The organism is Streptomyces chartreusis (assembly GCF_008704715.1).
GTDB classification, from domain to species: Bacteria; Actinomycetota; Actinomycetes; order Streptomycetales; family Streptomycetaceae; genus Streptomyces; species Streptomyces chartreusis.
Genome location: NZ_CP023689.1, coordinates 6073906 through 6096011, shown reverse-complemented (window position 1 = coordinate 6096011; position 22106 = coordinate 6073906). Strand labels below are relative to the sequence as shown.

The 22106-nt window shown below is 70.7% G+C and carries 22 protein-coding genes; 12 read left to right on the top strand and 10 right to left on the bottom strand.

Annotated features, from left to right (window positions below):
* Positions 1 to 33: 33 nt before the first annotated feature.
* Together CP983_RS26740 and CP983_RS26735 are read left to right on the top strand one after the other, a co-directional pair.
* Positions 34 to 1392, top strand: coding sequence for a nicotinate phosphoribosyltransferase (locus tag CP983_RS26740; protein WP_150502295.1), 1359 nt, complete (start codon positions 34 to 36; stop codon positions 1390 to 1392).
* A 138-nt stretch (positions 1393 to 1530) separates the two neighbouring features.
* Positions 1531 to 2121, top strand: a complete 591-nt coding sequence (locus CP983_RS26735; protein ID WP_125525999.1) for an isochorismatase family protein — start codon at positions 1531 to 1533, stop codon at positions 2119 to 2121.
* Positions 2122 to 2233: 112 nt separating this feature from the next.
* Here CP983_RS26735 and CP983_RS26730 read toward each other — a convergent pair whose 3' ends face one another.
* Together CP983_RS26730 and CP983_RS26725 are read right to left on the bottom strand one after the other, a co-directional pair.
* Complete coding sequence (locus tag CP983_RS26730) at positions 2234 to 2578, bottom strand: hypothetical protein (protein WP_107905663.1); 345 nt, start codon at positions 2576 to 2578, stop codon at positions 2234 to 2236.
* 121 nt (positions 2579 to 2699) lie between these two features.
* On the bottom strand, positions 2700 to 5048 hold the full coding sequence (locus CP983_RS26725) for an immune inhibitor A domain-containing protein (protein WP_150502293.1): 2349 nt from the start codon (positions 5046 to 5048) through the stop codon (positions 2700 to 2702).
* Between the two features lie 388 nt (positions 5049 to 5436).
* On the opposite strand from CP983_RS26725, the gene CP983_RS26720 reads away from it, so the two are divergent.
* Positions 5437 to 5694: a hypothetical protein gene (locus CP983_RS26720; RefSeq protein ID WP_093866544.1), complete on the top strand. Its 258-nt coding sequence runs from the start codon at positions 5437 to 5439 to the stop codon at positions 5692 to 5694.
* Positions 5695 to 5700: 6 nt separating this feature from the next.
* Here CP983_RS26720 and CP983_RS26715 read toward each other — a convergent pair whose 3' ends face one another.
* Both CP983_RS26715 and CP983_RS26710 read right to left on the bottom strand, forming a co-directional pair.
* Positions 5701 to 6381: an RDD family protein gene (locus tag CP983_RS26715; RefSeq protein ID WP_150502291.1), complete on the bottom strand. Its 681-nt coding sequence runs from the start codon at positions 6379 to 6381 to the stop codon at positions 5701 to 5703.
* A 90-nt stretch (positions 6382 to 6471) separates the two neighbouring features.
* Positions 6472 to 8016, bottom strand: coding sequence for an RDD family protein (locus CP983_RS26710; protein WP_150502289.1), 1545 nt, complete (start codon positions 8014 to 8016; stop codon positions 6472 to 6474).
* A 421-nt stretch (positions 8017 to 8437) separates the two neighbouring features.
* Between CP983_RS26710 and CP983_RS26705 the strand changes: the two genes are divergently transcribed.
* Entirely contained in the window at positions 8438 to 8851 is a 414-nt protein-coding gene (locus CP983_RS26705) for an SsgA family sporulation/cell division regulator (protein WP_107905666.1), read from the top strand.
* An 11-nt stretch (positions 8852 to 8862) separates the two neighbouring features.
* Here CP983_RS26705 and CP983_RS26700 read toward each other — a convergent pair whose 3' ends face one another.
* On the bottom strand, positions 8863 to 10269 hold the full coding sequence (locus CP983_RS26700; RefSeq protein WP_150502287.1) for an FAD-binding oxidoreductase: 1407 nt from the start codon (positions 10267 to 10269) through the stop codon (positions 8863 to 8865).
* A 104-nt stretch (positions 10270 to 10373) separates the two neighbouring features.
* Between CP983_RS26700 and CP983_RS26695 the strand changes: the two genes are divergently transcribed.
* Complete coding sequence (locus CP983_RS26695; RefSeq protein ID WP_150502285.1) at positions 10374 to 11825, top strand: tetratricopeptide repeat protein; 1452 nt, start codon at positions 10374 to 10376, stop codon at positions 11823 to 11825.
* A gap of 10 nt (positions 11826 to 11835) precedes the next feature.
* Here the strand turns inward: CP983_RS26695 and CP983_RS26690 are convergent, their stop codons facing one another.
* Both CP983_RS26690 and hppD read right to left on the bottom strand, forming a co-directional pair.
* The gene (locus tag CP983_RS26690) at positions 11836 to 12708 is read right to left on the bottom strand and encodes a phage baseplate protein (RefSeq protein ID WP_229915028.1); all 873 of its coding nucleotides are present in this window, start codon (positions 12706 to 12708) and stop codon (positions 11836 to 11838) included.
* Between the two features lie 69 nt (positions 12709 to 12777).
* The gene (gene hppD / locus CP983_RS26685) at positions 12778 to 13923 is read right to left on the bottom strand and encodes a 4-hydroxyphenylpyruvate dioxygenase (RefSeq protein ID WP_107905669.1); all 1146 of its coding nucleotides are present in this window, start codon (positions 13921 to 13923) and stop codon (positions 12778 to 12780) included.
* Between the two features lie 128 nt (positions 13924 to 14051).
* Between hppD and CP983_RS26680 the strand changes: the two genes are divergently transcribed.
* The 7 genes from CP983_RS26680 to CP983_RS44080 all read left to right on the top strand — a co-directional run bounded on the left by CP983_RS26680 (position 14052) and on the right by CP983_RS44080 (position 19228).
* Positions 14052 to 14531 (top strand): Lrp/AsnC family transcriptional regulator, encoded by a 480-nt coding sequence (locus CP983_RS26680; RefSeq protein ID WP_030950711.1) that lies wholly within the window; start codon positions 14052 to 14054, stop codon positions 14529 to 14531.
* A 26-nt stretch (positions 14532 to 14557) separates the two neighbouring features.
* Positions 14558 to 15205: an ABC transporter permease gene (locus CP983_RS26675; RefSeq protein WP_030950710.1), complete on the top strand. Its 648-nt coding sequence runs from the start codon at positions 14558 to 14560 to the stop codon at positions 15203 to 15205.
* Positions 15198 to 16448 (top strand): betaine/proline/choline family ABC transporter ATP-binding protein, encoded by a 1251-nt coding sequence (locus CP983_RS26670; RefSeq protein WP_107905670.1) that lies wholly within the window; start codon positions 15198 to 15200, stop codon positions 16446 to 16448. The genes CP983_RS26675 and CP983_RS26670 overlap by 8 nt, the downstream gene beginning before the upstream one ends.
* A 200-nt stretch (positions 16449 to 16648) precedes the next feature.
* Positions 16649 to 17395: an ABC transporter permease gene (locus CP983_RS26665; RefSeq protein WP_229915029.1), complete on the top strand. Its 747-nt coding sequence runs from the start codon at positions 16649 to 16651 to the stop codon at positions 17393 to 17395.
* A 74-nt stretch (positions 17396 to 17469) separates the two neighbouring features.
* Positions 17470 to 18351: a glycine betaine ABC transporter substrate-binding protein gene (locus CP983_RS26660; RefSeq protein ID WP_250568044.1), complete on the top strand. Its 882-nt coding sequence runs from the start codon at positions 17470 to 17472 to the stop codon at positions 18349 to 18351.
* Positions 18352 to 18440: 89 nt separating this feature from the next.
* Entirely contained in the window at positions 18441 to 19025 is a 585-nt protein-coding gene (locus CP983_RS26655) for an ArsR/SmtB family transcription factor (protein ID WP_150502283.1), read from the top strand.
* Between the two features lie 14 nt (positions 19026 to 19039).
* On the top strand, positions 19040 to 19228 hold the full coding sequence (locus CP983_RS44080; RefSeq protein ID WP_167537766.1) for a hypothetical protein: 189 nt from the start codon (positions 19040 to 19042) through the stop codon (positions 19226 to 19228).
* Here the strand turns inward: CP983_RS44080 and CP983_RS26645 are convergent.
* The 3 genes from CP983_RS26645 to CP983_RS26635 form a co-directional block, all read right to left on the bottom strand.
* Entirely contained in the window at positions 19225 to 20016 is a 792-nt protein-coding gene (locus CP983_RS26645; RefSeq protein WP_107905673.1) for a S16 family serine protease, read from the bottom strand. The genes CP983_RS44080 and CP983_RS26645 overlap by 4 nt on opposite strands.
* Before the next feature lie 88 nt (positions 20017 to 20104).
* Positions 20105 to 21214 carry an o-succinylbenzoate synthase gene (menC, locus tag CP983_RS26640; RefSeq protein ID WP_150502279.1) on the bottom strand — a complete coding sequence of 370 codons (1110 nt, stop codon included), beginning with the start codon at positions 21212 to 21214 and terminating at the stop codon, positions 20105 to 20107.
* Positions 21211 to 21984, bottom strand: coding sequence for a chorismate synthase (locus CP983_RS26635; RefSeq protein WP_150502277.1), 774 nt, complete (start codon positions 21982 to 21984; stop codon positions 21211 to 21213). The genes menC and CP983_RS26635 overlap by 4 nt, the downstream gene beginning before the upstream one ends.
* Between the last annotated feature and the right edge of the window lie 122 nt (positions 21985 to 22106).

The window sequence follows — 22106 nt, the reverse complement described above, 5'->3', positions numbered from 1 at the left end:
CAGACTGACGAAATGGGGGTACCATCGGTTGCCATGAACACAGCGGACCTTGGGCTGCCGGTGGAGGTTCCCTCGACGGCGCTCTTCACGGACCAGTACGAGCTCACGATGCTTCAGGCGGCGCTCAAGGCGGGCACCGCCGAGCGGCGGAGTGTGTTCGAGGTCTTCACGCGGCGGCTGCCCGACGGACGGCGCTACGGCGTCGTGGCCGGCACCGGACGTGTCCTGGACGCCGTGGAGAACTTCCGCTTCGACGCGGACGTCATCGGCTTCCTGCGCGAGCGGAAGATCGTCGACGAGCAGACCCTCGCCTGGCTCGCGGACTACCGGTTCTCCGGTGACGTCTGGGGCTACCCGGAGGGCGAGGTCTACTTCCCCGGCTCGCCGATCATGCGGGTGGAGGGCACCTTCGCCGAGTGCGTGCTGCTGGAGACGGTGATCCTCTCCATCCTCAACCACGACTCCGCGATCGCCGCGGCCGCCTCCCGCATGTCGTCGGCGGCCGGGACGCGCCCGCTCGTCGAGATGGGCGCCCGGCGCACCCACGAGCTGGCCGCCGTGGCCGCCTCCCGCGCCGCTTACATCGGCGGCTTCGCCTCCACCTCCGACCTGGCCGCCGGCTTCCGCTACGGCATCCCCACGGTCGGCACCAGCGCACACGCCTTCACCCTGCTGCACGACCGCGAGCGGGACGCCTTCCAGGCCCAGGTGAACTCCATGGGACGCGGCACCACGTTGCTCGTGGACACCTACGACGTCGCCGAGGCGGTCCGTACGGCCGTGGAGGTCGCCGGGCCCGAGCTGGGCGCCGTCCGTATCGACTCGGGCGATCTGCTGCTGGTCGCGCACCGGGTCCGCCAGCAGCTGGACGAGCTGGGCGCGACCGGCACCCGGATCATCGTGACCTCGGACCTGGACGAGTACGCCATCGCCTCGCTGGCCGCGGCGCCGGTGGACGCGTACGGCGTCGGCACCCAGCTGGTGACCGGCTCCGGGCATCCGACCTGCTCGATGGTCTACAAGCTGGTCGCCCGCGCCGAGTCCACCGAGGCCGGGGCGCCGCTGGTGCCGGTCGCGAAGAGGTCGACCGGCGGCAAGACCTCCATCGGCGGCCGCAAGTGGGCCGCGCGGCGCCTGGACGAGTACGGGGTCGCGGAGGCCGAGGTCATCGGCACGGAGGCGGTGCCTGCCGAGCTGACCGACCGGCAGCTGCTTGTCGAGCTGGTCAAGGGCGGGACCGTGGTGGCGCGGGAGCCGCTGGACGCCGTACGGGACCGGCATGGGGCCGCGCGGGCCAACCTGCCGCTGTCCGCCACACAGCTCTCGCGCGGGGAACCTGTCATTCCGACGGAGTACGTCAACGGGCGCTCGGGGAGCTCGGCGGGGGCGTGAAGCGAGCGCGCTCGGCGTGCTCACCCCATGCCCCCTCCCGCACCGCACCCGAAGTCTCTAGGCTCGGAAGTTCACCGGCCGGGCCGGCACCGATTTCAGCGGCCCGCACCAAGGGTCCATAACCGAAGGACACCGACCATGCGCCGCGCCTTGATCGTCGTAGACGTGCAGAACGACTTCTGCGAGGGGGGCAGCCTCGCCGTGGCCGGCGGTGCCGACGTGGCCGCCGCCGTCACCGAGCTGATCGGGCAGGCGGCGGGGTCCGGCTACCAGCACGTCGTGGCCACCCGCGATCACCACATCGCGCCCGGCGGTCACTTCTCCGCCCACCCCGACTTCCGGCACTCCTGGCCGGCGCACTGCGTCGCGGGCACAGAGGGGGTCGGGTTCCACCCGAACTTCGCCCCCGCGGTGGCCTCGGGCGCGATCGACGCGGTCTTCGACAAGGGGGCGTACGCGGCTGCGTACAGCGGGTTCGAGGGGGCCGACGAGAACGGTGTGAAGCTGGCCGACTGGCTGCGGGCCCGGGAGGTCTCGGAGGTGGACGTGGTGGGCATCGCCACGGACCACTGCGTTCGCGCTACCGCTTTGGATGCCGCGAACGAGGGGTTCCGTACGCACGTCCTGCTGGACCTCACCGCCGGAGTGGCCCAGGAGACCACGGAGCGGGCGCTGGAGGAGCTGCGCGAGGCCGGGGTCGAGCTGTCCGGGAAGCCGGTGGTGGCCTAGCCGCTCGGTCGGGGTGCCACGATCGGTGGTCGGGAGACTGCGGGTCCGTCGTGGCTGGTCGCGCAGTTCCCCGCGCCCCTTGGGGTGCTGCGGTCCCCCCGCTCTCGACCCGTTACGGCGTTGCGGCGGGGCGTCTCAGCAGTGCCCTGATCGGGTGCCAGAGCTCCTGCATCAGTTCCGGGGCCGTCGCGACACCGTTGTCAGGTGCCGTTCGCCATATCAGGCCGTCGGGGTGGTGCAGGACGGCCGTGATCTCGTCCGGCGTCGGCGGCGCGGCGTTGCCGCGCAGGTAGACGGCGCGCATGCCCAGATTGCGGAGCCTGGTCAGGGCTCGGGCGCGGTTCTGGGCGTGCACGAGGACACGGACGCAGCCCGTGCCGTCGGCGGCGGGTCTGGGCAGGTTCAGAGCCACCACCACGCTGCCGGTCGGCAGCTTGCAGAAACCTCCTGCGGCCATGCGGTCACACCCCCGTGCGAGTCGGTGTCAATAAGGCAAGCACAGGGTGCACCTAAACACGATCGGCGGCAACCCGCCAAGGGGTCGCCGCCGATCATGCTCTGACCTGCGAAGATGGTGATTACTTCACCGCAGGACCGACCTCGAGCTCGATCGTGGAGCCGTTCTTGGCCTCCTTGGTGATCTTGATCTTGGTGTTGGTGTCAGTGATCTTGACACCGGCGGTCGGGGTCTGCGCGTCGTAGTACGTGTTGGTCCGGTCGTTGAAGACCGACACCCCCGCGCTCGACGGGATCTTGGTCAGGACGTCGGCGTTGTGCAGGTTGATGCCGTCCGTACGGAACTTGCTGAAGGGCGAGTCGTAGGACTGGATGCGGTTGCGCATCACCGTGCCGTCGGCCCACTTCATGGCCGCCGGGTGCGAGTCGATCGGCAGGACCAGGCCGACACCGGGGTGCACGCTGGTGTTGTTGTCCTTCTGGGAGGTGTCCCACTTCCAGATCAACAGGCCGTTCTGGTACGGGTAGTGCTCCACCCAGTCCGGACGGACCCCCGCGAAGCCGAAGTTGTACGGGCCGGTCTTCAGGGTCTTGTCGTACGACACGTACTGACGGTTCTCGGCGATGTAGTACTGCGCGTAGTCGTCCGTGATGGACGCACCGATGCGGGAGAAGCCCTTGGTCTTCCAAGCGGCGTCCGCGGCCTCGGCGTTGTCGGAGAACACCGCCGCGCCGTCGGCCGTCACGGTGATCTCGTCGGCCGCGAAGCCCCTCTGGGCCACGCCGCCGTCGGTCTGGTAGCGGAACCGCAGGTCGATCTTCTTGCCGGCGTAGGCGTTCAGCGGGAAGACCAGCTTCTTGTACGCGTCGACCGTGCCGGTGAGCGCCGGCTTGCCGCTGGCGTCCTTCGGGATGGCCGCACCGTCGACCGTGCCGTCGACGGCCGTCCAGTTGGCGCCGCCGTCGGTGGAGACCTCGGTGTAGAGGTAGTCGTACTCGGCCTCGATGTCGTACCAGCCGTCCAGCGTCAGCGAGGCGGAGGTCTTGCCCGTGAGGTCCACGGAACGGGTCAGGGTGTTGGCGAGGTTGTCGCCGCTGCCGCTCCACCACTGGTTCGCGCCCTGCGCCGGGGCCACGATCTCCGTGGTGACCTTCTTCTTGGGCAGCTCCACCACAAGACCCTGCTTGTGCTTGGTGTTGTACTCGGCGACACCGAGCTTGTGCCAGGAGCTCGTACCGGCCTTGGCCGTGTCGTACTTGAGCCAGCCCAGCTGGAGCTTGTCCCAGGCGGTCATGTCGCCCGGCAGGTCACCGATCTCCTTCTTGCCGGTGCCGAGCCAGGAACCGGAGGACATCAGGGTCCAGAAGCCGGTGGAGTTGTCGCCGTTGCCGGTGGTGTCGTAGTGGTCCGGCAGACCGAGGTCGTGGCCGTACTCGTGGGCGTAGACGCCCAGGCCGCCGTTCTCGGGCTGCACGGTGTAGTCGCCGACCCAGATGCCGGTGTCGCCGATCTTCGCGCCGCCCAGCTTGTTGCCCGCGGGGCCGGTGGCACCCGCGTCGGTGCCGAACGCGTACCAGCGGTGGGCCCAGATGGCGTCGGTGCCCTGCGCGCCGCCGCCCGCGGACTCGTCCTCACCTGCGTGCACGACCTGGAAGTGGTCGATGTAGCCGTCGGCCTCGTTGAAGTTGCCGTCGCCGTCGAAGTCGTAGCGGTCCCACTGGTCGAACTTCGCGACGTCCGCCTTGATCTCGGCGTCGGTCTTGCCGGCTGCCTTCTGCTGGGCGACCCACGCGTTCAGACCGTCGCTGACGACGTTCCAGACGCTGGAGCAGTTGGTCTGTCCGCAGGCGTTGTTGCCGTAGCGGGCCTCGTTGTACGGGACCTTGACCCAGTCGGCGACCTCGCCCTCGACCGAGTAGCGGCCGGAGGACTGCTTCTCGTAGTACTTCTTGACCGACTCGGTCTTCTTGCCGGTGCCGAAGTAGAGGTCCTGGTAGTGCTTCTGGTTGTAGTCCTTCTTCCACGCCGTGGAGTTGTCCTTGGCGCGGTCGGGCTCGGCTATCTGATTGTGGGCCGGGCCCGCGGTGCCGCCGAACTCGCTGATCTTGTCGCCGAACTCGACCAGGATCGTGAAGATCTTGTCGGTCTTCTCGCGGCCGAGCTCGACGTACTTGCTGTCGCCCTTCTTGCTCTTCAGCTGGACGACCTGCGAGCCCCCGCGCTTGGTCACCTTGGCGTCGCCGGATATGACCTGCTTCAGGGCTTCCTCGCGCTGGGCCTCCTGAGTCTTGCTCATCGGGCCGTCGAGGTTGTGCTCGGCGTGGGTGTTGTCCGCCGGATCGTGCCGCTCGACGGAAGCCGGGGCGCCTTCGTCGGCCTGGGCCACCGCGTAGGTGGAGAAGGTCGCCGCTGCCGTCGCGAGCGCGACGGCGGTCGCCGCCGTTCTGAACGTCCAGGGTCTACTGGTCACTTGAGATCCTCCCCCGCGCCGGGCGCGCGGAAGGAGGGTCCTGGTCATGGAGGATCCGCGCACGTGATCAACGCGTGTAGTCAAGTGACGACATTTGACTAGAGGTTAAGCAGAAAAAACAGACCTTGACTTGAACAGGTCAATTGCATTATGCGGAGCCGCTGTTCGTTTAGCGAACAACGATCTTTTACTAACGGGCGCGCGCTTCCGTCCACTTGCTGGACGCCATGACTCCGTGCGCCCCCTGTGCACCGGCACTGTTGGTTAGGTCACGCTTACGGTTTGTTCCTCTCGGGCATGCACGCGGTTAGAGTCGGATGGCGGAACGCCCGGACGTCGGCGGAAAGCCAGGCCGAGACCCCCGTGCACCCCTGATTCCGAGGACACGATGATCATGCCTCGTCCGACTGCCGCACAGCTCTCCTACGGCTCGTGCACCGTGATCTTCTCCACGCTCGCCATGCTGCTGCTGTCACAGACCAGTTCAGGTGTGGGGATCGCGGTCATCGCCGTAGCGGCGCTCATGCTCGGCCTCCTGGTCGCCATGACGGTGCCGATCCCGAAGAGGGCCCGCGTGGTGGCGGTGCGCAAGCCCGCCGGCGCGGAACAGGAGAAGGCGGAGGAGCCCGCGCTCTCGCAGTCCTGACGTTCGTCAGCTGCCGGTGCTGACCACCACCGTCTTCGCCGCCTTGTCGTGCAGGCCCTGCTTGTAGGGCCTGTCGAAATAGCTCCAACCGCCGCAGATCGCCGTCCAGATGCAGGCGCAGCAGAACGCGAACGGGATCCACAGGACCGCCGCGCGGATCAGCGAGCTCTGCACGGACGGCGTGGCGCCGTTGTCGAGGTTGGCGACCCGCATCTTGAACAGCCGCTTGCCGAGGGTCTGCCCGTCCCTGACGGTCATGACGGTGTCGTAGGCGATGTAGAGCACGGCGGCGATCGCGGACTGCCCGAGGGACTTGCCGTACTCCACCTTGTCGGTGTCCACGTCGAGTTCGGTGACGCCGAAGCCCCACGTGAGCAACCAGACGAAGACGCCGACCAGGATCATGTCGAGGATGCGGGCGATCGTGCGCTTGCCGCTGTCGGCCAGCGGGGGCATCCCGGCGAGGGGGTCGCTGGGGTAACCGCCGCCGCCGTACGGATCACCGCCGTAGGGCCCGCCGCCGCCGTAGGGGCCACCGCCGCCCGGCGGGGGCGGGGGCTGGCCGCCGCCGTACGGAGGCTGATCACCGTACGGCGAACCCGAGCCCCCGGCCGGCGGGGGCTGCTTCCTGAACCTGTCGTCCTCCGGGGGCTGCTGCCCGGAGCCGGGAGGCGGTTCGCTGCTCATGGCCCCGAGTCGACCGCGAACACGTGGGTTCCGCATCCGGCGCGGGGCCGTCCGGAGTACGTAAATCCCCTGGGGCGTACGCCGTACGGGTCAGCCCGCGACGAACGTATGTGCCGCCTTGTCGTGCCAGCACTGGTGCCACGGCCGGTCGAACACGCACCACAGGACACCTACGACGCCGATGACGAGCAGGCCGGGGACGCTGAGGACGAACCAGCGGCGCAGGGCGACGCCGAACTGCGGGGGCTCGTGGCCCTCGATGTCCCGCACGTCGAGGCCGAGCGCCTTCTTGCCCAGCGTGCGGCCCCACTTGGCGGTGGGCAGCGCCTCGTAGACCACGCCGAACAGGAGCAGCACGGCGAGGATGATGCCCAGGTACACGGACGTGGTGCCGTCCAGCAGCCAGACGGTGACCGTCTCGCCGGAGAGCTTGGCGGCGTCGATCTTGTCGTTGACGTGGTCGAGGGCCTTGGTGCCGAGCGGCACGGCGGCCACCGCGGTGACGGCGGCCAGCACGACGGTGTCGATCAGCCGGGCGGCGAGCCGCTTGCCGAGGTTCGCGGGGCGGGCGGCGGACTGGCGCAGGGCGGCGGCCTGGAAGGGGTCCAGGGTCGGGGGCTTCCAGGGGGCGACGGGCTGGTCCTCGTCGGTGGGGCCGGCGAGCCGGTGGACCTGCTGCGCCCAGGAGGACTGACCGCCGCCAGCGCCCGCGGCCATCGGCGTGCCGGGCTCGGCGGCCTGCTGCTGCGGCGTGCCGGGGCCGGCGCCCTGCTGCTGCGGGGCAACGGACTGACGGGGGACGCCCGGAGCGGCCTGCTGCGGGCCGGAGAGGCCCGCGGGGGCACCGGCGGGCGCCTGGGCCGCGGACCCGGCTCCAGCGGCCCCCTGAGGCTGCGACTGGGCCACCGAGGCGCGGTCCGCGGCGGCCTTCCCGGCGCCGAAGCCGGGGCCCTGCGGGGCACCGGCCGCGCCGGGGCGCTCTGCGTCCGCACGAGCGGCGCCCGGGACGGCGGACGCGCCCGTGCCTCCGCCCTGCGCCCCGGCCGCCCCGCCCTGCTGCCCCGTGCGCGGGGTCACCGCGCGGATTGCCATGGTGCCGTCGGCGGGGGCGGGGCCACCGGGGCCGGGGATGCCGGAAGCGGCCTGCCCCGAAGTACCCGCGACGGGCCTGCGGATCATGAACGTGTCCCCGGAGGCGACGCCGCCGGAGTCCGCGTCCGGCTCGGCGGGCGAAGTCGCCGAGCCGTCCGCGGGGGCCGCCGTGCGCGGGTCCCGCGGATCGGGCTCGGGCCGGCCCCAGGAGACCCGGCGGTCCTGCTCGCCGCCGAAGCCGGACTGGTGGGCGGAGTCGGCGCCCCAGGCGGACGCCGGCTCGGGACGGCTGCCGTGGTGGGCACCGCCGGGCGCGGGCTCCTCGTCGAAGAAGTGCGGGCCGGTCTCCTCCACCGAGGGCGGCTGGACCGGCTGCGCACCCGGCGGCGGGGCGAGCGTCTCGCCGTCCGTGGGCGCCGGACGGCTGGTGCCCGGCACCCAGGAGGCGCCGTTCCAGTACCGGACATATCCAGGAATGGACGGGTCCGGGTAATACCCATCGCGGGGCCGGTCGTCACCGGGGGCCGGGGTTGGGGCGCTCATGTCCGTCGTCCGGTATCTGCTCGTGGGTCAAATGGGGGCCTCCACATCTATCAGACCGGCGCAACAAGCACCCCCGGTCCCGCCGGACCCGCCCCTTTCCGGGCAACCTCGTACACGTACTTCACACGAGCGGAAGTCCGGTGCGGTACGCCGACGGCACGAACCCGGGAGCGCTGTCCCGCGGCGGCTGTCGGGGTAACGGCGATCCCGCTCTTTCGGCTGGGGGTCCGGGGGTCGTCCCCCGGGAAAGCACAGTCGGGCAACCTCGTGCACGTACTTCACACGAGCGGAAGTCCGGTGCGGGATCGGGCCGGGAAAAAGTTGGGGGAAGTCGCGTAATGATCCGCGCCCCTGCTCCCTCTCCACTCGTACGGGCCCGTCCACACGGCTCGCACGCGTCGCGAGAGAGGAAACGAACGCCATGCATCACACCGTCGTGGAGCGCGAACTGGAGTTGCGGCTCATCCTGTCGCCGGAGCGCAGTGTGCCGGTGCCGGCGCGGCTGAGCTATCACAGCGACGATCCGTACGCCGTGCACGTCACCTTCCACATCAACTCCGAGCAGCCCGTGCACTGGACCTTCTCCCGCGATCTGCTCGTCGAGGGGGTGTTCCGGCCGTGCGGGCACGGGGACGTGCGGGTGTGGCCGACGAAGTCCGAGGGCCGCACTGTGGTGCTGATGGCCCTCAGTTCACCGGACGGGGACGCCCTGCTGGAGGCACCCGCGGCGCAGGTGTCGGCCTGGCTCGAGCGGACGTTGCGGGCGGTGCCCCCGGGGACCGAGGGCGAGCAACTGGGGATCGACGACGCGCTCGACCAGCTGCTCGCCCGGTGAGGCGCGGTACGTCAGAAGAGTTTGCCCGGGTTCAGGATGTCCAGGGGGTCGAAGACCTGCTTGATGCCCCGCTGCATCTCGATGCCCACCGGGCCGATCTCCCGCGCCAGCCACTCCTTCTTCAGCACACCCACGCCGTGCTCGCCCGTGATCGTGCCGCCGAGTTCCAGCCCGAGGGCCATGATCTCGTCGAACGACTCACGGGCGCGCCGGGACTCGTCGACGTCGCCCGCGTCGAAGCACACCGTCGGATGCGTGTTGCCGTCGCCCGCGTGCGCGACGACCCCGATGGTGAGCTTGTGCTTCTCCGCGATCCGCTCGACGCCCTCGATGAGATCGCCGAGCCGCGAGCGCGGCACGCACACGTCGTCGATCATCGTCACGCCCCGCACCGCCTCCAGCGCGGTCAGGGACAACCGCCGCGCCTGGAGGAGCAGTTCGGACTCGGCCACGTCGTCCGCCGGCACCACCTGCGTGGCCCCGGCCGCCTCGCACAGCGCGCCCACGGCAGCCAGGTCCGGCCCCGGGTCCGGAGTGTCGAAGGCGGCCAGCAGCAGCGCCTCCGTGGTGTCCGGCAGCCCCATGTGCGCCAGGTCGTTGACGGCCTTGACCGTCGTCCGGTCCATGATCTCCAGCAGTGACGGCACATGCCCGCCGGCCATGATCTTGCACACCGCGTCGCAGGCGGCGGCCGCGGACGCGAACTCGGCGGCCAGCACCAGCTGCTGCGGCGGCTGCGGCCGCAGCGCCAGGACGGCCCGTACGACGATGCCGAGCGAGCCCTCGGAGCCGACGAACAGGCGCGTCATGTCGTACCCCGCGACCCCCTTCGCCGTACGGCGGCCCGTGGTCATCAGGCGGCCGTCGGCCAGGACGACGTCGAGGCCGAGGACGTACTCCGCCGTCACCCCGTACTTCACACAGCACAGGCCCCCGGAGGCGGTGCCGATGTTGCCGCCGATCGTGCACATCTCCCAGCTGGAGGGGTCCGGCGGGTAGTACAGGCCGTGTTCGCCCACCGCGCGGGAGAGGGCGGCGTTGATGACGCCGGGCTCGACGACGGCGATGCGGTCGACGGGGTTGATCTCCAGGATCCGGTCCATCTTGGTCAGGGACAGCACGATGCAGCCGTCGGAGGCGTTGGCCCCGCCCGACAGGCCCGTGCGGGCGCCCTGCGGGACGACCGGGACGCGCAGCTCGGTGGCGGTGCGCATGACGTGCTGGACCTCTTCGACGGTGCGCGGCAGCACCACCACGGCGGGGGCGCCGGCCGGGCAGAAGCTGGCCATGTCGTTGGCGTAGGAGGCCGTGATGTCGGGGTCGGTGAGGACGGCCTCGGGCGGCAGGCCCGCGAGCAGCCGCTCGGTGAGGTCACCCCGGGCGCGGTCGGGTGCGGCTTCGGTACGGCTCATGATCACAGCGTGACACCCGGGGCCATCGGTGTGAACCCCGCGTACGGCAGCCGACGTAAGGCGGGTGTGGTCGTCGTGTCGACGCACCGTATTCACGCACAGTGAGCGCCATGGAGAACGACGCCGTGGAGAACGGACAGGGCACGCGGCCGGGGTTCCCGCGGGTCCGGCGGCGGGTGCTGCTCGCCTCGGTGGCGGGGTGTGCCGTGCTCGGCGGGCTGCTGACGCTGCTGCCGTGGGGGTCGGGCGGGGCCGGGACTCCCCCGCCGGCGCCGGGGGCGCGGGCGCTGGCCGCGGTCACCACGGGCGTGGCCGTCGCGCTGCCCGATCTCGCGGTGCTGATCGACGGGCGGGAGCGGCACTTGCGGGCCTACCCGGGGGACGCCGAGTCGTGGGCGGTGCTGGGCGCGGCGTATGTGGAGCAGGGCCGCCGGACCTCGGACCCGGCGAACTACCCGAAGGCGGAAGAGGCGTTGCGCAGGTCCCTGAAGGCGCGCGAGCAAAATGCCGGGGCGCTGGACGGCATGGCGGCGCTGGCGAACGCGCGGCGGGACTTCCGGGCCGCGCGCAACTGGAGCGAGGCGGCGCTGAAGGCGGACCGGAGGCTGTGGTCGGCGTATCCGCAGCTGATCGACGCGCAGACCGGGCTCGGTGACTACAAGGCGGCCGACAAGGCGCTGGACCGGCTGGTGGAGCTGCGCAAGGGGCCGGAGGTGCTGGCGTGGGCGGCCGGCGTGTACCGGGACCGGGGCCGGCGGGAGGACGCGGCGGCCGCCCTGTCCGACGCGGCGGCGGGCGCGGAGACCCCGGCCGAGCGGGCGGCGTATCTGGAGCGGGGCGGGCAGCTCGCCTTCGAACGCGGTGACCTTGACGAGGCCCTGCGGTACTTCAGGGAGGCGGTGCGGCTCGACCCCGACCAGCGGGCCGCGCTCGCGGGGCAGGGGCGGACGCTGGCGGCGCTGGGCCGGACGACGGAGGCGCTGAACGCCTACCGGGCCGCCTTCGCCAAGCGGCCGGATCCGGAGTACGCCCTTGAACTGGGCGAGCTGTACGAGTCGCTGGGGCTGGAGCAGGCGGCGCGGGTGCAGTACGACTCGCTGCGGGAGCGGGTGGCGCGGAGCGCGGAGGGCGGGGTGGACGACGAGCTGGTGCTGGGCCGTTTCGAGGCCGACCACGGCGACCCCGAGGCGGCGGTGCGGCGGCTGCGGGACGAGTGGCGCCGGCAGCCGGGGATCGCGGTGGCCGACGCGCTGGGCTGGGCGCTGCACCGGGCCGGCGAGGACGAGGAGGCGCTGAAGTTCGCGCGGGTGGCGACCGACCGGCACCGCGGGGGCGGGGTACGCAGCGCGCTGTACGTGTACCACCTGGGGATGATCGAACGGGAGCTGGAGATGCCGGGGGCCGCGCGGCGGCATCTCCAGGAGGCGCTGCGGATCAGCCCCCGCTTCTCGCCGACCCGGGTGCCGCTGGCGGAGCAGGCGCTGCGGGAACTGGGCGAGCCGTCGGTGGAGGACGTGCCGGACATGGACGCCGAGCCCGAGGAGAAGTCCGAGGAGGAGTGAGCGCCGGCTTTCAGGGGCGGTGCGGCTTGTAGTAGACCGAGAACTCGCGGGCGCCCACCGCTCCGGACGCGAAGCCCATGCACAGCCACGGCTTCGGTGTACGCCGCACCGCGAGGCCCTCCGGCTCGCGGAAGGAGAGCGAGTGACCGGCCTCGGTGCGCTCGCGCTGGACCGGTTCGCCGGTGCGGATGTGCAGGCAGGACACATGGGTGTCGCCGCGGCCGGCGGGCGGGTTGCGCTGCGGGTCGTAGGGCGTGCCGGCCAGTTGGTAGAGGTGGTCGCCGTGCAGGGCGAACCCCTGGAACGGGACCGTCGGGTCGGGGTGCGTGCCGGTCTGCGGGAAGTCGGCGAGGTGGGTGGTGTAGTCACCGGCGACGAACGCGGCGAGGTCGTAGATCCGGTAGCGCGGCACGTCGTCGACCCGGTGGCGCACTGCGATACGGCCCGTGGCCTGGCAGATCGACGGCTGGTTGCCGGTGGAACCCCGTATCGGGAAGCGGACGTTGACGTCGGCGACCTCGCGGGTGGCACCGGGGAAGAAGCGGAAACGGGTGACGCCGCGGCCGTAGCCGCCCTCGCTCGCGGCGCACTCGGTCCAGATCCAGACGGTGCCGTCGGGCGCGTGCTGCACGCCGATGCCCACGCCGTGTCCGAAGCCGCGCAGGTACATGTGGCCGAGGCGCTTGCCCTGAAGGTCGAGGCGGTTCAGGCACAGGTCGCCGGCCTCGGAGCCGCCCCACACGATCTGCAGGACGTACAGGTGCTTGTGCACCTCGTCGAGGGCGAACGACTGAAGGACGGTCGGCTCCTTGAGCGTGTCCTTCTTCCACAGCCAGCGCTCGGACGCCACGGACAGGTCGAAGCGGTCCACCGTGTCCCCCACCGATGTCTCCCTCCGGTCGTGCGGATGCCCCCCGTGACACCCGCACGACTGGAGAAGCTCAGAGGGCCGTCACAGGTTTCCGCGCTTGGCCTGCTCCCGCTCGATCGCCTCGAACAGGGCCTTGAAGTTGCCCTTTCCGAAGCCCATCGAACCGTGCCGCTCGATGATCTCGAAGAAGACGGTCGGACGGTCCTGGACCGGCTTGGTGAAGATCTGCAGCAGGTAGCCGTCCTCGTCACGGTCGGCGAGGATCTTCAGCTCGCGCAGGGTGTCGACGGGGACCCGGGTGTCGCCGACCCACTCGCCGAGGGTGTCGTAGTAGGAGTCCGGGGTGTCGAGGAACTGGACGCCGGCCGCGCGCATGGTGCGGACCGTGGCGACGATGTCGTTGGTGTTCAGCGCGATGTGCTGGACGCCGGCGCCGCCGTAGAACTCCAGGTACTCGTCGATCTGGGACTTCTTCTTGGCGATGGCGGGCTCGTTGATCGGGAACTTGACCTTGAGCGTGCCGTCGGCCACGACCTTCGACATCAGCGCGCTGTACTCGGTCGCGATGTCGTCGCCCACGAACTCCTTCATGTTCGTGAAGCCCATGACCTTGTTGTAGAAGCCGACCCACTCGTTCATCCGGCCGAGCTCGACGTTGCCGACGCAGTGGTCGATCGCCTGGAACGTGCGGTGGGCGGGCGGCTCGACCATCGGCTTGGCCGCCACGAAGCCGGGCAGGTACGGGCCGTCGTAGCCGCCGCGCTCGACCAGGGTGTGGCGGGTCTCGCCGTACGTCGCGATGGCGGCCAGCACGACGGTGCCGTGCTCGTCCTTCACCTCGTACGGCTCGGCCACCGAGCGGGCGCCGTGTTCCAGCGCGTAGGCGTACGCGGCCCGGGCGTCCGGGACCTCGATCGCGAGGTCGACGACACCGTCGCCGTGCTCGGCCACGTGCTGGGCGAGGAAGTGGCCCCAGGCGGTGGCGGGCTTGATGACGGAGGTGAGGACGAACCGGGCGGAGCCGTTCTCCAGCACATAGCTCGCGGTCTCGCGGCTGCCGTTCTCCGGTCCGGAGTAGGCCACGAGACGCATGCCGAAAGCGGTCGAGTAGTAGTGCGCCGCCTGCTTGGCGTTGCCCACGGCGAAGACGACCGCGTCCATTCCCTTGACCGGGAAGGGGTCGGCCTGCCGGGCGGTGTCGGGAGTGTGGTGTGTGGTCTGCGTCATAGGCGCAGCCTCACTCCGATACGGCAAGGTGCGCAATAGTTTGGTTTTTCACTGGACAATATGTTCAGTGCAGGGTCCGTTTCTGCGGGCTGTCTGTACAGGATGACCACCCCACCAGGGAGGCTGCTGTGGCGATCGATCATCTGGACGGGCGGATCATCGTGCTGCTGGCGCGCGAGCCGCGGATCGGGGTGCTGGAGATGTCCCGGCGGCTGGGAGTGGCCCGCGGGACCGTGCAGGCGCGGCTGGACCGGCTTCAGTCGAACGGAGTCATCCGCGGATTCGGTCCCCAGGTGGAGCCGGCCGCGCTCGGCTACCCGGTCACCGCGTTCGCCACGCTGCAGATCCGCCAGGGGCAAGGGCCGGACGTACGGGCGCACTTGGCGACCGTGCCGGAGGTGCTGGAGCTGCACACCACCACCGGGACCGGGGACATGATGTGCCGGCTGGTGGCGCGCTCCAACGCCGATCTCCAGCGTGTGATCGACCGGGTTGTCGGCTTCGATGGGATCGTCCGGGCCTCCACCGCGATCGTGATGGAGAACCCTGTTCCGCTGCGGATCATCCCGTTGGTGGAGCAGGCGGCACAGGACACGGCCGACAACTAGCCCGCGACCCGGTGGGGTGAGTGCGTGTGAGCTTCTGGGAGTACCTGGGCAACCGCCACCAGCAGCTGTTCGCCGACGCCCTCCAGCACGCCAGCGCCGTCCTGCAGTGCATGGTGGTGGCGACCGTGATCGGGGTGCTGATCGGGGTCGTCACCTATCGCAGCGAGTGGGCCGGCAACTTCGCCACGCTGACGACCTCGGGCATCCTCACCATTCCGTCGCTGGCCATGATCGGTCTGCTCATCCCGATCGTGGGTCTCGGCGTGGCGCCCACGGTGATCGCGCTGACGCTGTACGGGCTGCTGCCGATCGTGCGCAACTCCATCGTCGGGCTGCGCGGGGTCGACCCGTCCCTGGTGGACGCGGCCAAGGGCATCGGGATGTCCCGGCTCACCCGGCTGCTGAAGGTGGAGCTGCCGCTGGCCTGGCCGCCGATCCTGACCGGGATCCGGGTCGCCACGCAGATGCTGATGGGCATCGCGGCGATCGCGGCGTACGCCTCCGGCCCCGGCCTCGGCAATGTCATCTTCCGCGGTCTCGCCTCGCTGGGCAGCGCGAACGCGCTGAACCAGGTGCTCGCGGGCACGGTCGGGATCATCATCCTGGCGCTGCTGTTCGACGCCGCGTACGTCCTGATCGGGCGGCTGACCATCTCCAGGGGGATCCGTGCCTGAGGACAGCGGCCACAACGGCCACCACGGGGCCTCGATCGAGCTGGAGAGCCTGTCGAAGGAGTATCCGGGCAATCCGACGCCGGCCGTCGACAACGTGAACATGGAGATCAAGGCGGGCGAGGTCGTCATCCTCGTCGGCCCCTCCGGGTGCGGGAAGTCGACGACCCTGAAGATGATCAACCGGCTGATCGAGCCGACCGGCGGCCGGATCCGCATCGGCGGCGAGGACGTCACCGACATCGACCCGGTGAAGCTGCGCCGCAAGGTCGGCTACGCGATCCAGTCCGCGGGGCTGTTCCCGCACATGACGGTCGCGCAGAACATCGCGCTCGTCCCGAAGATGATCGGCTGGTCGAAGACGCGGATCGCCTCACGGGTCGAGGAGCTGCTCGACCTCGTCGGGCTGGACGCCGGGGAGTTCCGCGGCCGGTATCCGCGGCAACTGTCCGGCGGTCAGCAGCAACGCGTGGGCGTGGCACGGGCGTTGGCGGCGGATCCGCCGGTGCTGCTGATGGACGAACCGTTCGGCGCGGTCGACCCGATCACCCGTGATCACCTCCAGGACGAGCTGATCAGGCTCCAGCACGAGCTGCACAAGACGATCGTCTTCGTCACGCACGACTTCGACGAGGCGATCAAGCTCGGTGACCGTATCGCCGTGCTGCGCGAGCAGTCGCACATCGCCCAGTTCGACACCCCCGAGGCGATCCTCACCAACCCGGCGGACGACTTCGTCTCCGGTTTCGTCGGCGCCGGGGCGGCGCTGAAACGGCTGAACCTGTCCCGGGTACGGGACGTGGAGATCACCGACTATCCGACGGTCACCGTCGACGACCCGCTCCAGGAGATCTTCAACCGGCTCCGCTCCAGCGGCACCAACGAGATCCTGCTGCTCGACAAGCGGGGCCGGCCCTACAAGTGGCTCCGGCGCGGCGACCTGATGCGGGCCCGGGGTTCGCTGGCCCGGGCCGGGACGCTGGTGAGCGACACGGTGACGCGGGACGCCACGCTGCGGGACGCCCTGGAGGCAGTGCTCACCGACAACGCGGGGCGGGTCGTGGTGACCGGGCGGCGCGGTGAGTACACGGGCGTCGTCGACATGGAGACGCTGATGAACTCGGTGCACGAGCTGCTGGACGCCGACCGGCTGGAGGCGCTGGAGGCCCAGCACGAGCTGGAGGGGGCGCGGGCGGAGCGCACGCACGCCGAGCAGGAGGGCGAGGGAGGGGGGATGAAGGCGTGAGCACTCCCGAGGGCCCCAGGACGTCCCGGGAGCGGGAGACGTCCTCGGAACCCGATGTTCCCGGGACGGACGCAGACCCGGGGGGCGGCGGAGGCGCGGGGGCCGGCGGAGGCGCGAGGGCCGGCGAGGCCACAGGGCCCGGTGGGGCCTCGGGGTCCGGCGGGGCCGGTGGGGCCGGTGGGGCCACCTACTCCTCGCACGTGCGGCGCCCGTTCCGGAAGCTGAGCTGGCAGCAGCTGACGATCGTGCCCGCGATGCTGGTGGTGATCCTGCTCGCGACCTGGCTGTGGTTCCAGCAGGCCGACCTCGACGCGGTCTCCGAGAACGCGCTGTCGAACGGTCAGGTCTCCCAGGCCCTGTGGGAGCACATCGAACTCACGGCGATCTCCACCTTCTTCGTGCTGATCATCGCGATCCCGCTGGGGATCCTGCTCACCCGGCGGGCGTTCCGCAAGGCGACCCCGGTGGCGGTGGCGTTCGCCAACATGGGCCAGGCGACCCCGGCGATCGGGCTGCTCGCGCTGCTGGTGATCTGGCTGGGCATCGGCCGCCGGGCCGCCCTGATCGGCATGATCGCGTACGCCGTGCTGCCCGTGCTGTCCAACACGATGGCCGGTCTCCAGGCGAACGACCCGACCATGCTGGAGGCGGCGCGCGGCATCGGCATGTCCCCTCTCGGGGTCCTGTCCCGGGTGGAACTCCCCCTGGCGGTCCCGCTGATCCTGGCGGGCGTCCGCACGGCCCTGGTCCTCAACGTGGGTACGGCGACCCTGGCGGTGTTCGGCGGGGGCGGCGGTCTGGGCGTGCTGATCACGGCCGGCATCACCAACCAGCGCATGCCGGTGCTGGTCCTCGGCTCGATCCTCACGGTCAGCCTCGCCCTGCTGGTGGACTGGCTGGCGGCGCTGGCGGAAGTGCTGCTGCGGCCGCGGGGGCTGGACCTGTGAGGCGGCCGACGGTCCTGTGGACGGCCGGGCTGCTGGTGGCGGCCGCCGGATGCGGTCTGACCAGCGGCTCCCCCATGGTCGACGACGTACGGCCCGGGACGATCGGCCGGGGTGAGCCGCTGAAGGGCGCCGAGCTGACGGTGACGTCGAAGTCGTTCACCGAGCAGCTCATCCTCGGCGCGATCATGGGCATCGCGTTCGAGGCGGCCGGCGCGGACGTGCTCGACCGGACCGGCATCCAGGGGTCCATCGGCAGCCGGGAGGCGGTCCGCAAGGGCGACGCGGACGCCGGGTACGAGTACACGGGCACGGCCTGGATCACGTATCTGGGGCACAGCGATCCCATCACCGACCCGCAGGCGCAGTGGGAGGCGGTGCGCAAGGAGGACGCGAAGAACGGGCTGACCTGGCTTCCGCCTTCCGCGCTGGACAACACCTACGCGCTGGCGATGAACCAGGACAACCACAAGAAGTACGGCACGAACGACCTCTCGGAGGTCGCCGCGCTGTCGAAGTCCGACCCCTCGGCGGTGACGCTGTGCGTGGAGGTCGAGTTCGCCAACCGGGCGGACGGGCTGCCGGGGATGCAGAAGGCGTACGGCATGAGCATCCCGACGGGGAACATCACCCAGATGGACACCGGCATCATCTACACCCAGGTCGCCAAGGGGACGTGCACCTACGGCGAGGTGTTCACGACGGACGGCCGCATCAAGTCCATGAACCTCGTGGTCATGGACGACGACAAGCACTTCTTCCCCAACTACAACGCGGCCCCGGTGATCAACACCAAGACCCTGAAGAAGTGGCCGGCCATCACGGGCGTCCTCGACCCGATCACCAAGAAATTGAACAACTCCGTCGCCCAGGACCTGAACGCGAAGGTGGACGTCGACGGCGAGGACCCGCACCAGGTGGCCCTGGACTGGATGAAGCAGGAGGGGTTCGTGAAGTAGGGGGGTGGGGAGTTGGGGGTCGGGTTGAGGGCCGGACAGTTCCAAAGAACCCGTTGCAAAGGATTCTTTGCAACGCTACCTTTGCATGCATGACGGAGTCCCACCCGCCCAAGGTTCACGACCTCGACGCCCGCTCCCTGCGCGGACTCGCCCATCCCCTGCGCATGCAGATGCTCGACGCCCTGCGCTTCGGCGGACCGGCCACCGCCTCCCAGCTCGCCGAGAAACTGGGCGAGTCCAGCGGGGCCACCAGCTATCACCTGCGCCAGCTCGCGGCCCACGGCTTCGTGGAGGACGACCCCGAGCGGGGCAAGGGCCGGGAGCGGTGGTGGAAGGCGGCGGTGCAGGGGCTGCGCTTCGACGACGCCCTCCTGCGCGACCCCAACCCGGATGTGCGCGGCGCCGCCGACCTCTACCTGCACGAGGTCGCGACCACACAGACGCGCGAGCTGTCGACGTGGCTCGGTACGCGCGGGGAGTGGTCCGAGGCGTGGAACCGCAGCGCGGACATGAGCAGCATGACGCTCCGGCTGACCCCGGAGCTGGCGGAGGAACTCGCGGGCAGGCTGCACGACTTGATCGACAGCTACCGCGACCGGCCCGATGTCGCGGACGCCCTCGACGCGAGCACCATCCGCGTGCAGACCCGAACCTTCCCCATCAGCACGGACTGAGAGGCCGAAGCCCGATGCAGCACCCCGAGACCCGCCTCGCCCTGCACCACGCCCGCGCCGCCGACCTCCACGCCCAGGCCGAGGCCCACCGTCTGGCGGCCCGGATCAGACAGCCCCATGACATCCGCAGCCGCCTCGGCTGGACCCTCGTAGAGGTGGGTCTGCGGCTGGCCACTCCCCGAACGACAGCGCTCGCGCACTAGCAGCTCGGCACGGAGCCCTTCCCCGATTGCAGGGCCGTCAGGGCGTTCACCGCGCCCTTCAGGGTGGTGACCGGTACCAGGCGCAGGCCCTTGGGGAGTTCGGCCTTCGCGTCGCCGCATTCGGCCTTGGGGACCAGGAAGACCGTGGCGCCGTCGCGGCTGGCGGCCTGGGTCTTCAGGGAGACGCCGCCCACCGCGCCGACCTTGCCCGCGGGGTCGATCGTGCCGGTGCCGGCGATGGTGCGGCCGCCGGTGAGGTCGCCGCCCGTGCCGTCGCCGTCGAGCTTGTCGATGATGCCGAGGGAGAAGAGGAGACCGGCGCTGGGGCCGCCCACGTCCGCGAGCTTCAGGGTGACCTTGACGTCCTTGTCGTTCAGGTCGAGGTAGTTCAGCGCGGCCTCGGTCGCGTCGCCCTGCGACTCCCGCATCTGCTCGGTGTTGAACTGCTCGATCTCACGCGTGCTGCGCCCGCTCGGATAGACCGAGTCACGCGGCATGACCGCCTTGTCCGTGCTGAACCACGCGTCGACCACGTCGCCGAGCGAGACGTCCGTGTCGGGCGAGGTCGCCTCGATCGTCGTCATGCGCAGCTCGCCGGTGGTGTCCCGGGTCGGCGCACCGGAGATCGTGATCACCTGCTCGCCCCTGTTCTCGCCCAGCACGTCCGCCGTCAGGCCGGGCTGCGTCAGCGAGAACGGCAGTGGCGCGAAGGCCGCCGTGGCGAGCAGGGCGACGACCGGGAGAGCGCAGAGGGCGACGGCCCGGGGGCGCGTGAGACGAGAGAACACGGGATCAATCTAACGTGACGGCGGCTTCCGGCCAGGCGCAGGTCGGAGCTGCCCAGGCTGCCCCACCGAGGTCACGGGCCAGGGCTGGTCAGGTCACGTACAGGTCTCGCCGCTCCCGGGTGAAGCGCCGCAGGGCCTCCGGCAGCGGCCGCACCCCGATGCCCGGCGTCCGCGGCACCGGCAGATGCCCGTCCACCAGTACGAACGGCTCGGTGATGTCCTCGGCGAAGTAGCGGCTGGACGCGGAGGTGTCCCCGGGCAGCGTGAAGCCGGGCAGGGCGGCCAGCGCCAGGTTCGGCGCGCGGCCGATCCCCGTCTCCAGCATGCCGCCGCACCACACCGGCACCCCGTGCGCGTGCGCCACGTCGTGCACCCGCCGCGCCTCCAGGTATCCCCCGACCCGCGCGGGCTTGACGTTGACCACCCGGCAGGCGTCCATCGCGATGGCGGAGGCGGTGTCGCGGGCGTTGTGCAGGGACTCGTCCAGACAGACGGGCGTCGTGATGCGCTGCTGGAGGCGGGCATGGGCGTACAGGTTGTTCTCGTCCAGCGGCTCCTCGATCAGCAGCAGCCCGAAGTCGTCCAGCCGTCGCAGGTGCTCGGCGTCCGCGAGCGTGTACGCCGTGTTGGCGTCGACCTGGAGCGGCAGGTCCCACCCGAAGCGGTCCCGCACCGCCCGTACGGGTTCGAGGTCCCACCCCGGCTCGATCTTCAGCTTGATCCGCACATATCCCTCGGCGAGATAGCCCTCCACGGCGTCCAGCAGCTCGGCGATCGTCTGCTGGATCCCGACCGACACCCCGGCCGGCACCCGCTCCCGCACCGCCCCGAGGTACGTGGCCAGCGACATCCCGTACGACCGCAGCTCCGCGTCCAGCACCGCCGTCTCCAGTGCCGCCTTCGCCAGCTCGTGCCCCTTGACGCCGTCCGTCGCGGGCCCGAGGTGGGCCGCGGCGACCACGGGGAGTGCGGCGACGCGCGGCAGCAGGAAGTCCCGCAGCACGATCTCCGCGCCGGCCACGAACTCCGAGCAGTACCCCGGCTCGGGGTCGGCCGCGAACTCCGACCAGCCCTCGGCGGTGTCGGTGACGACGTGCAGCAGGAAGGTGTCCTTCGTCGTCATCGTGCCGAAGGACGTACGGAAGGGGCTGACCAGCGGAATCGCCACATGGACGATCTCGACGCGTTCGAGCTTCACGAAGCGGCCTCCCGGCGGGTGAGCGTGTACCAGCCGTCCCGAGACATACCCGTTGCGAGGAATCCGTCCGCGAAAGCCTTCGTGAAGACGTCCCGTACGGCCCGCCGCCAGCGCAGCGCCAGCTGGGGATCGGTGGCCCGCAGCGCCACGACGTCGTCCGGCACCCGGCACCAGACGTGCCGGTCGGAGAGGTCGCGGCGGGCGAGCGGGCCGCCGTCGGGGGCCGCGTGGGTGGTGGGCGCGACCTCGCGCTCGGCGGGGCCCGCGACGCCTTCGTGCCGGCCCGGCTCGATCAGGTCCCAGGTCACCGCCAGCCGGTCGGTCTCGTCGCCGTCGTTCACGCCGTCCGCCATGGGGCCGTAGAAGTCGACGAGGTACTCGGTGCCCTCGGCGCCCAGCTTGACGAAGTTGAAGCGCGCGTTGCGCCCGACCAGCGGATCGAAGGTCCAGCGCATGGTGCGTGCCCCCAGCTCCACCGCCCACGCCCGCTGCGCCTCCTTGAGCGGCACCCCGAGCCCCCGCTCAGCGGCGGCCAGCACGGAGTACACCTCTCTCGTCAGCGGCGGCCCGAACACGGCCACACAGGCACCGGTGAGCCGCTCACCCTCGAACGCGGCGTGCACGGCCCCGCCCGCGTGGGCGATGCTGTGCAGCGTCTCGGGCAGTAAGGGCGGTGCGGTACGGGGCGTCTGCCATACGTCGCTGAAGTAGTCGGCGACCGCGGCGAACCCGGCGACGTCGTGAACCGTGCGGATGCTGAGTGAGGTCATGGGTCGAGTGTCGGAGGTGGCACGAGCCCTGCCTAGAGCGCATACGCACCACCGTGCGCACAGCCCGACCACCACCCGTCACGGCCCCGACGTCAGCAGCCGGTTCTGCCACCATCCATCAC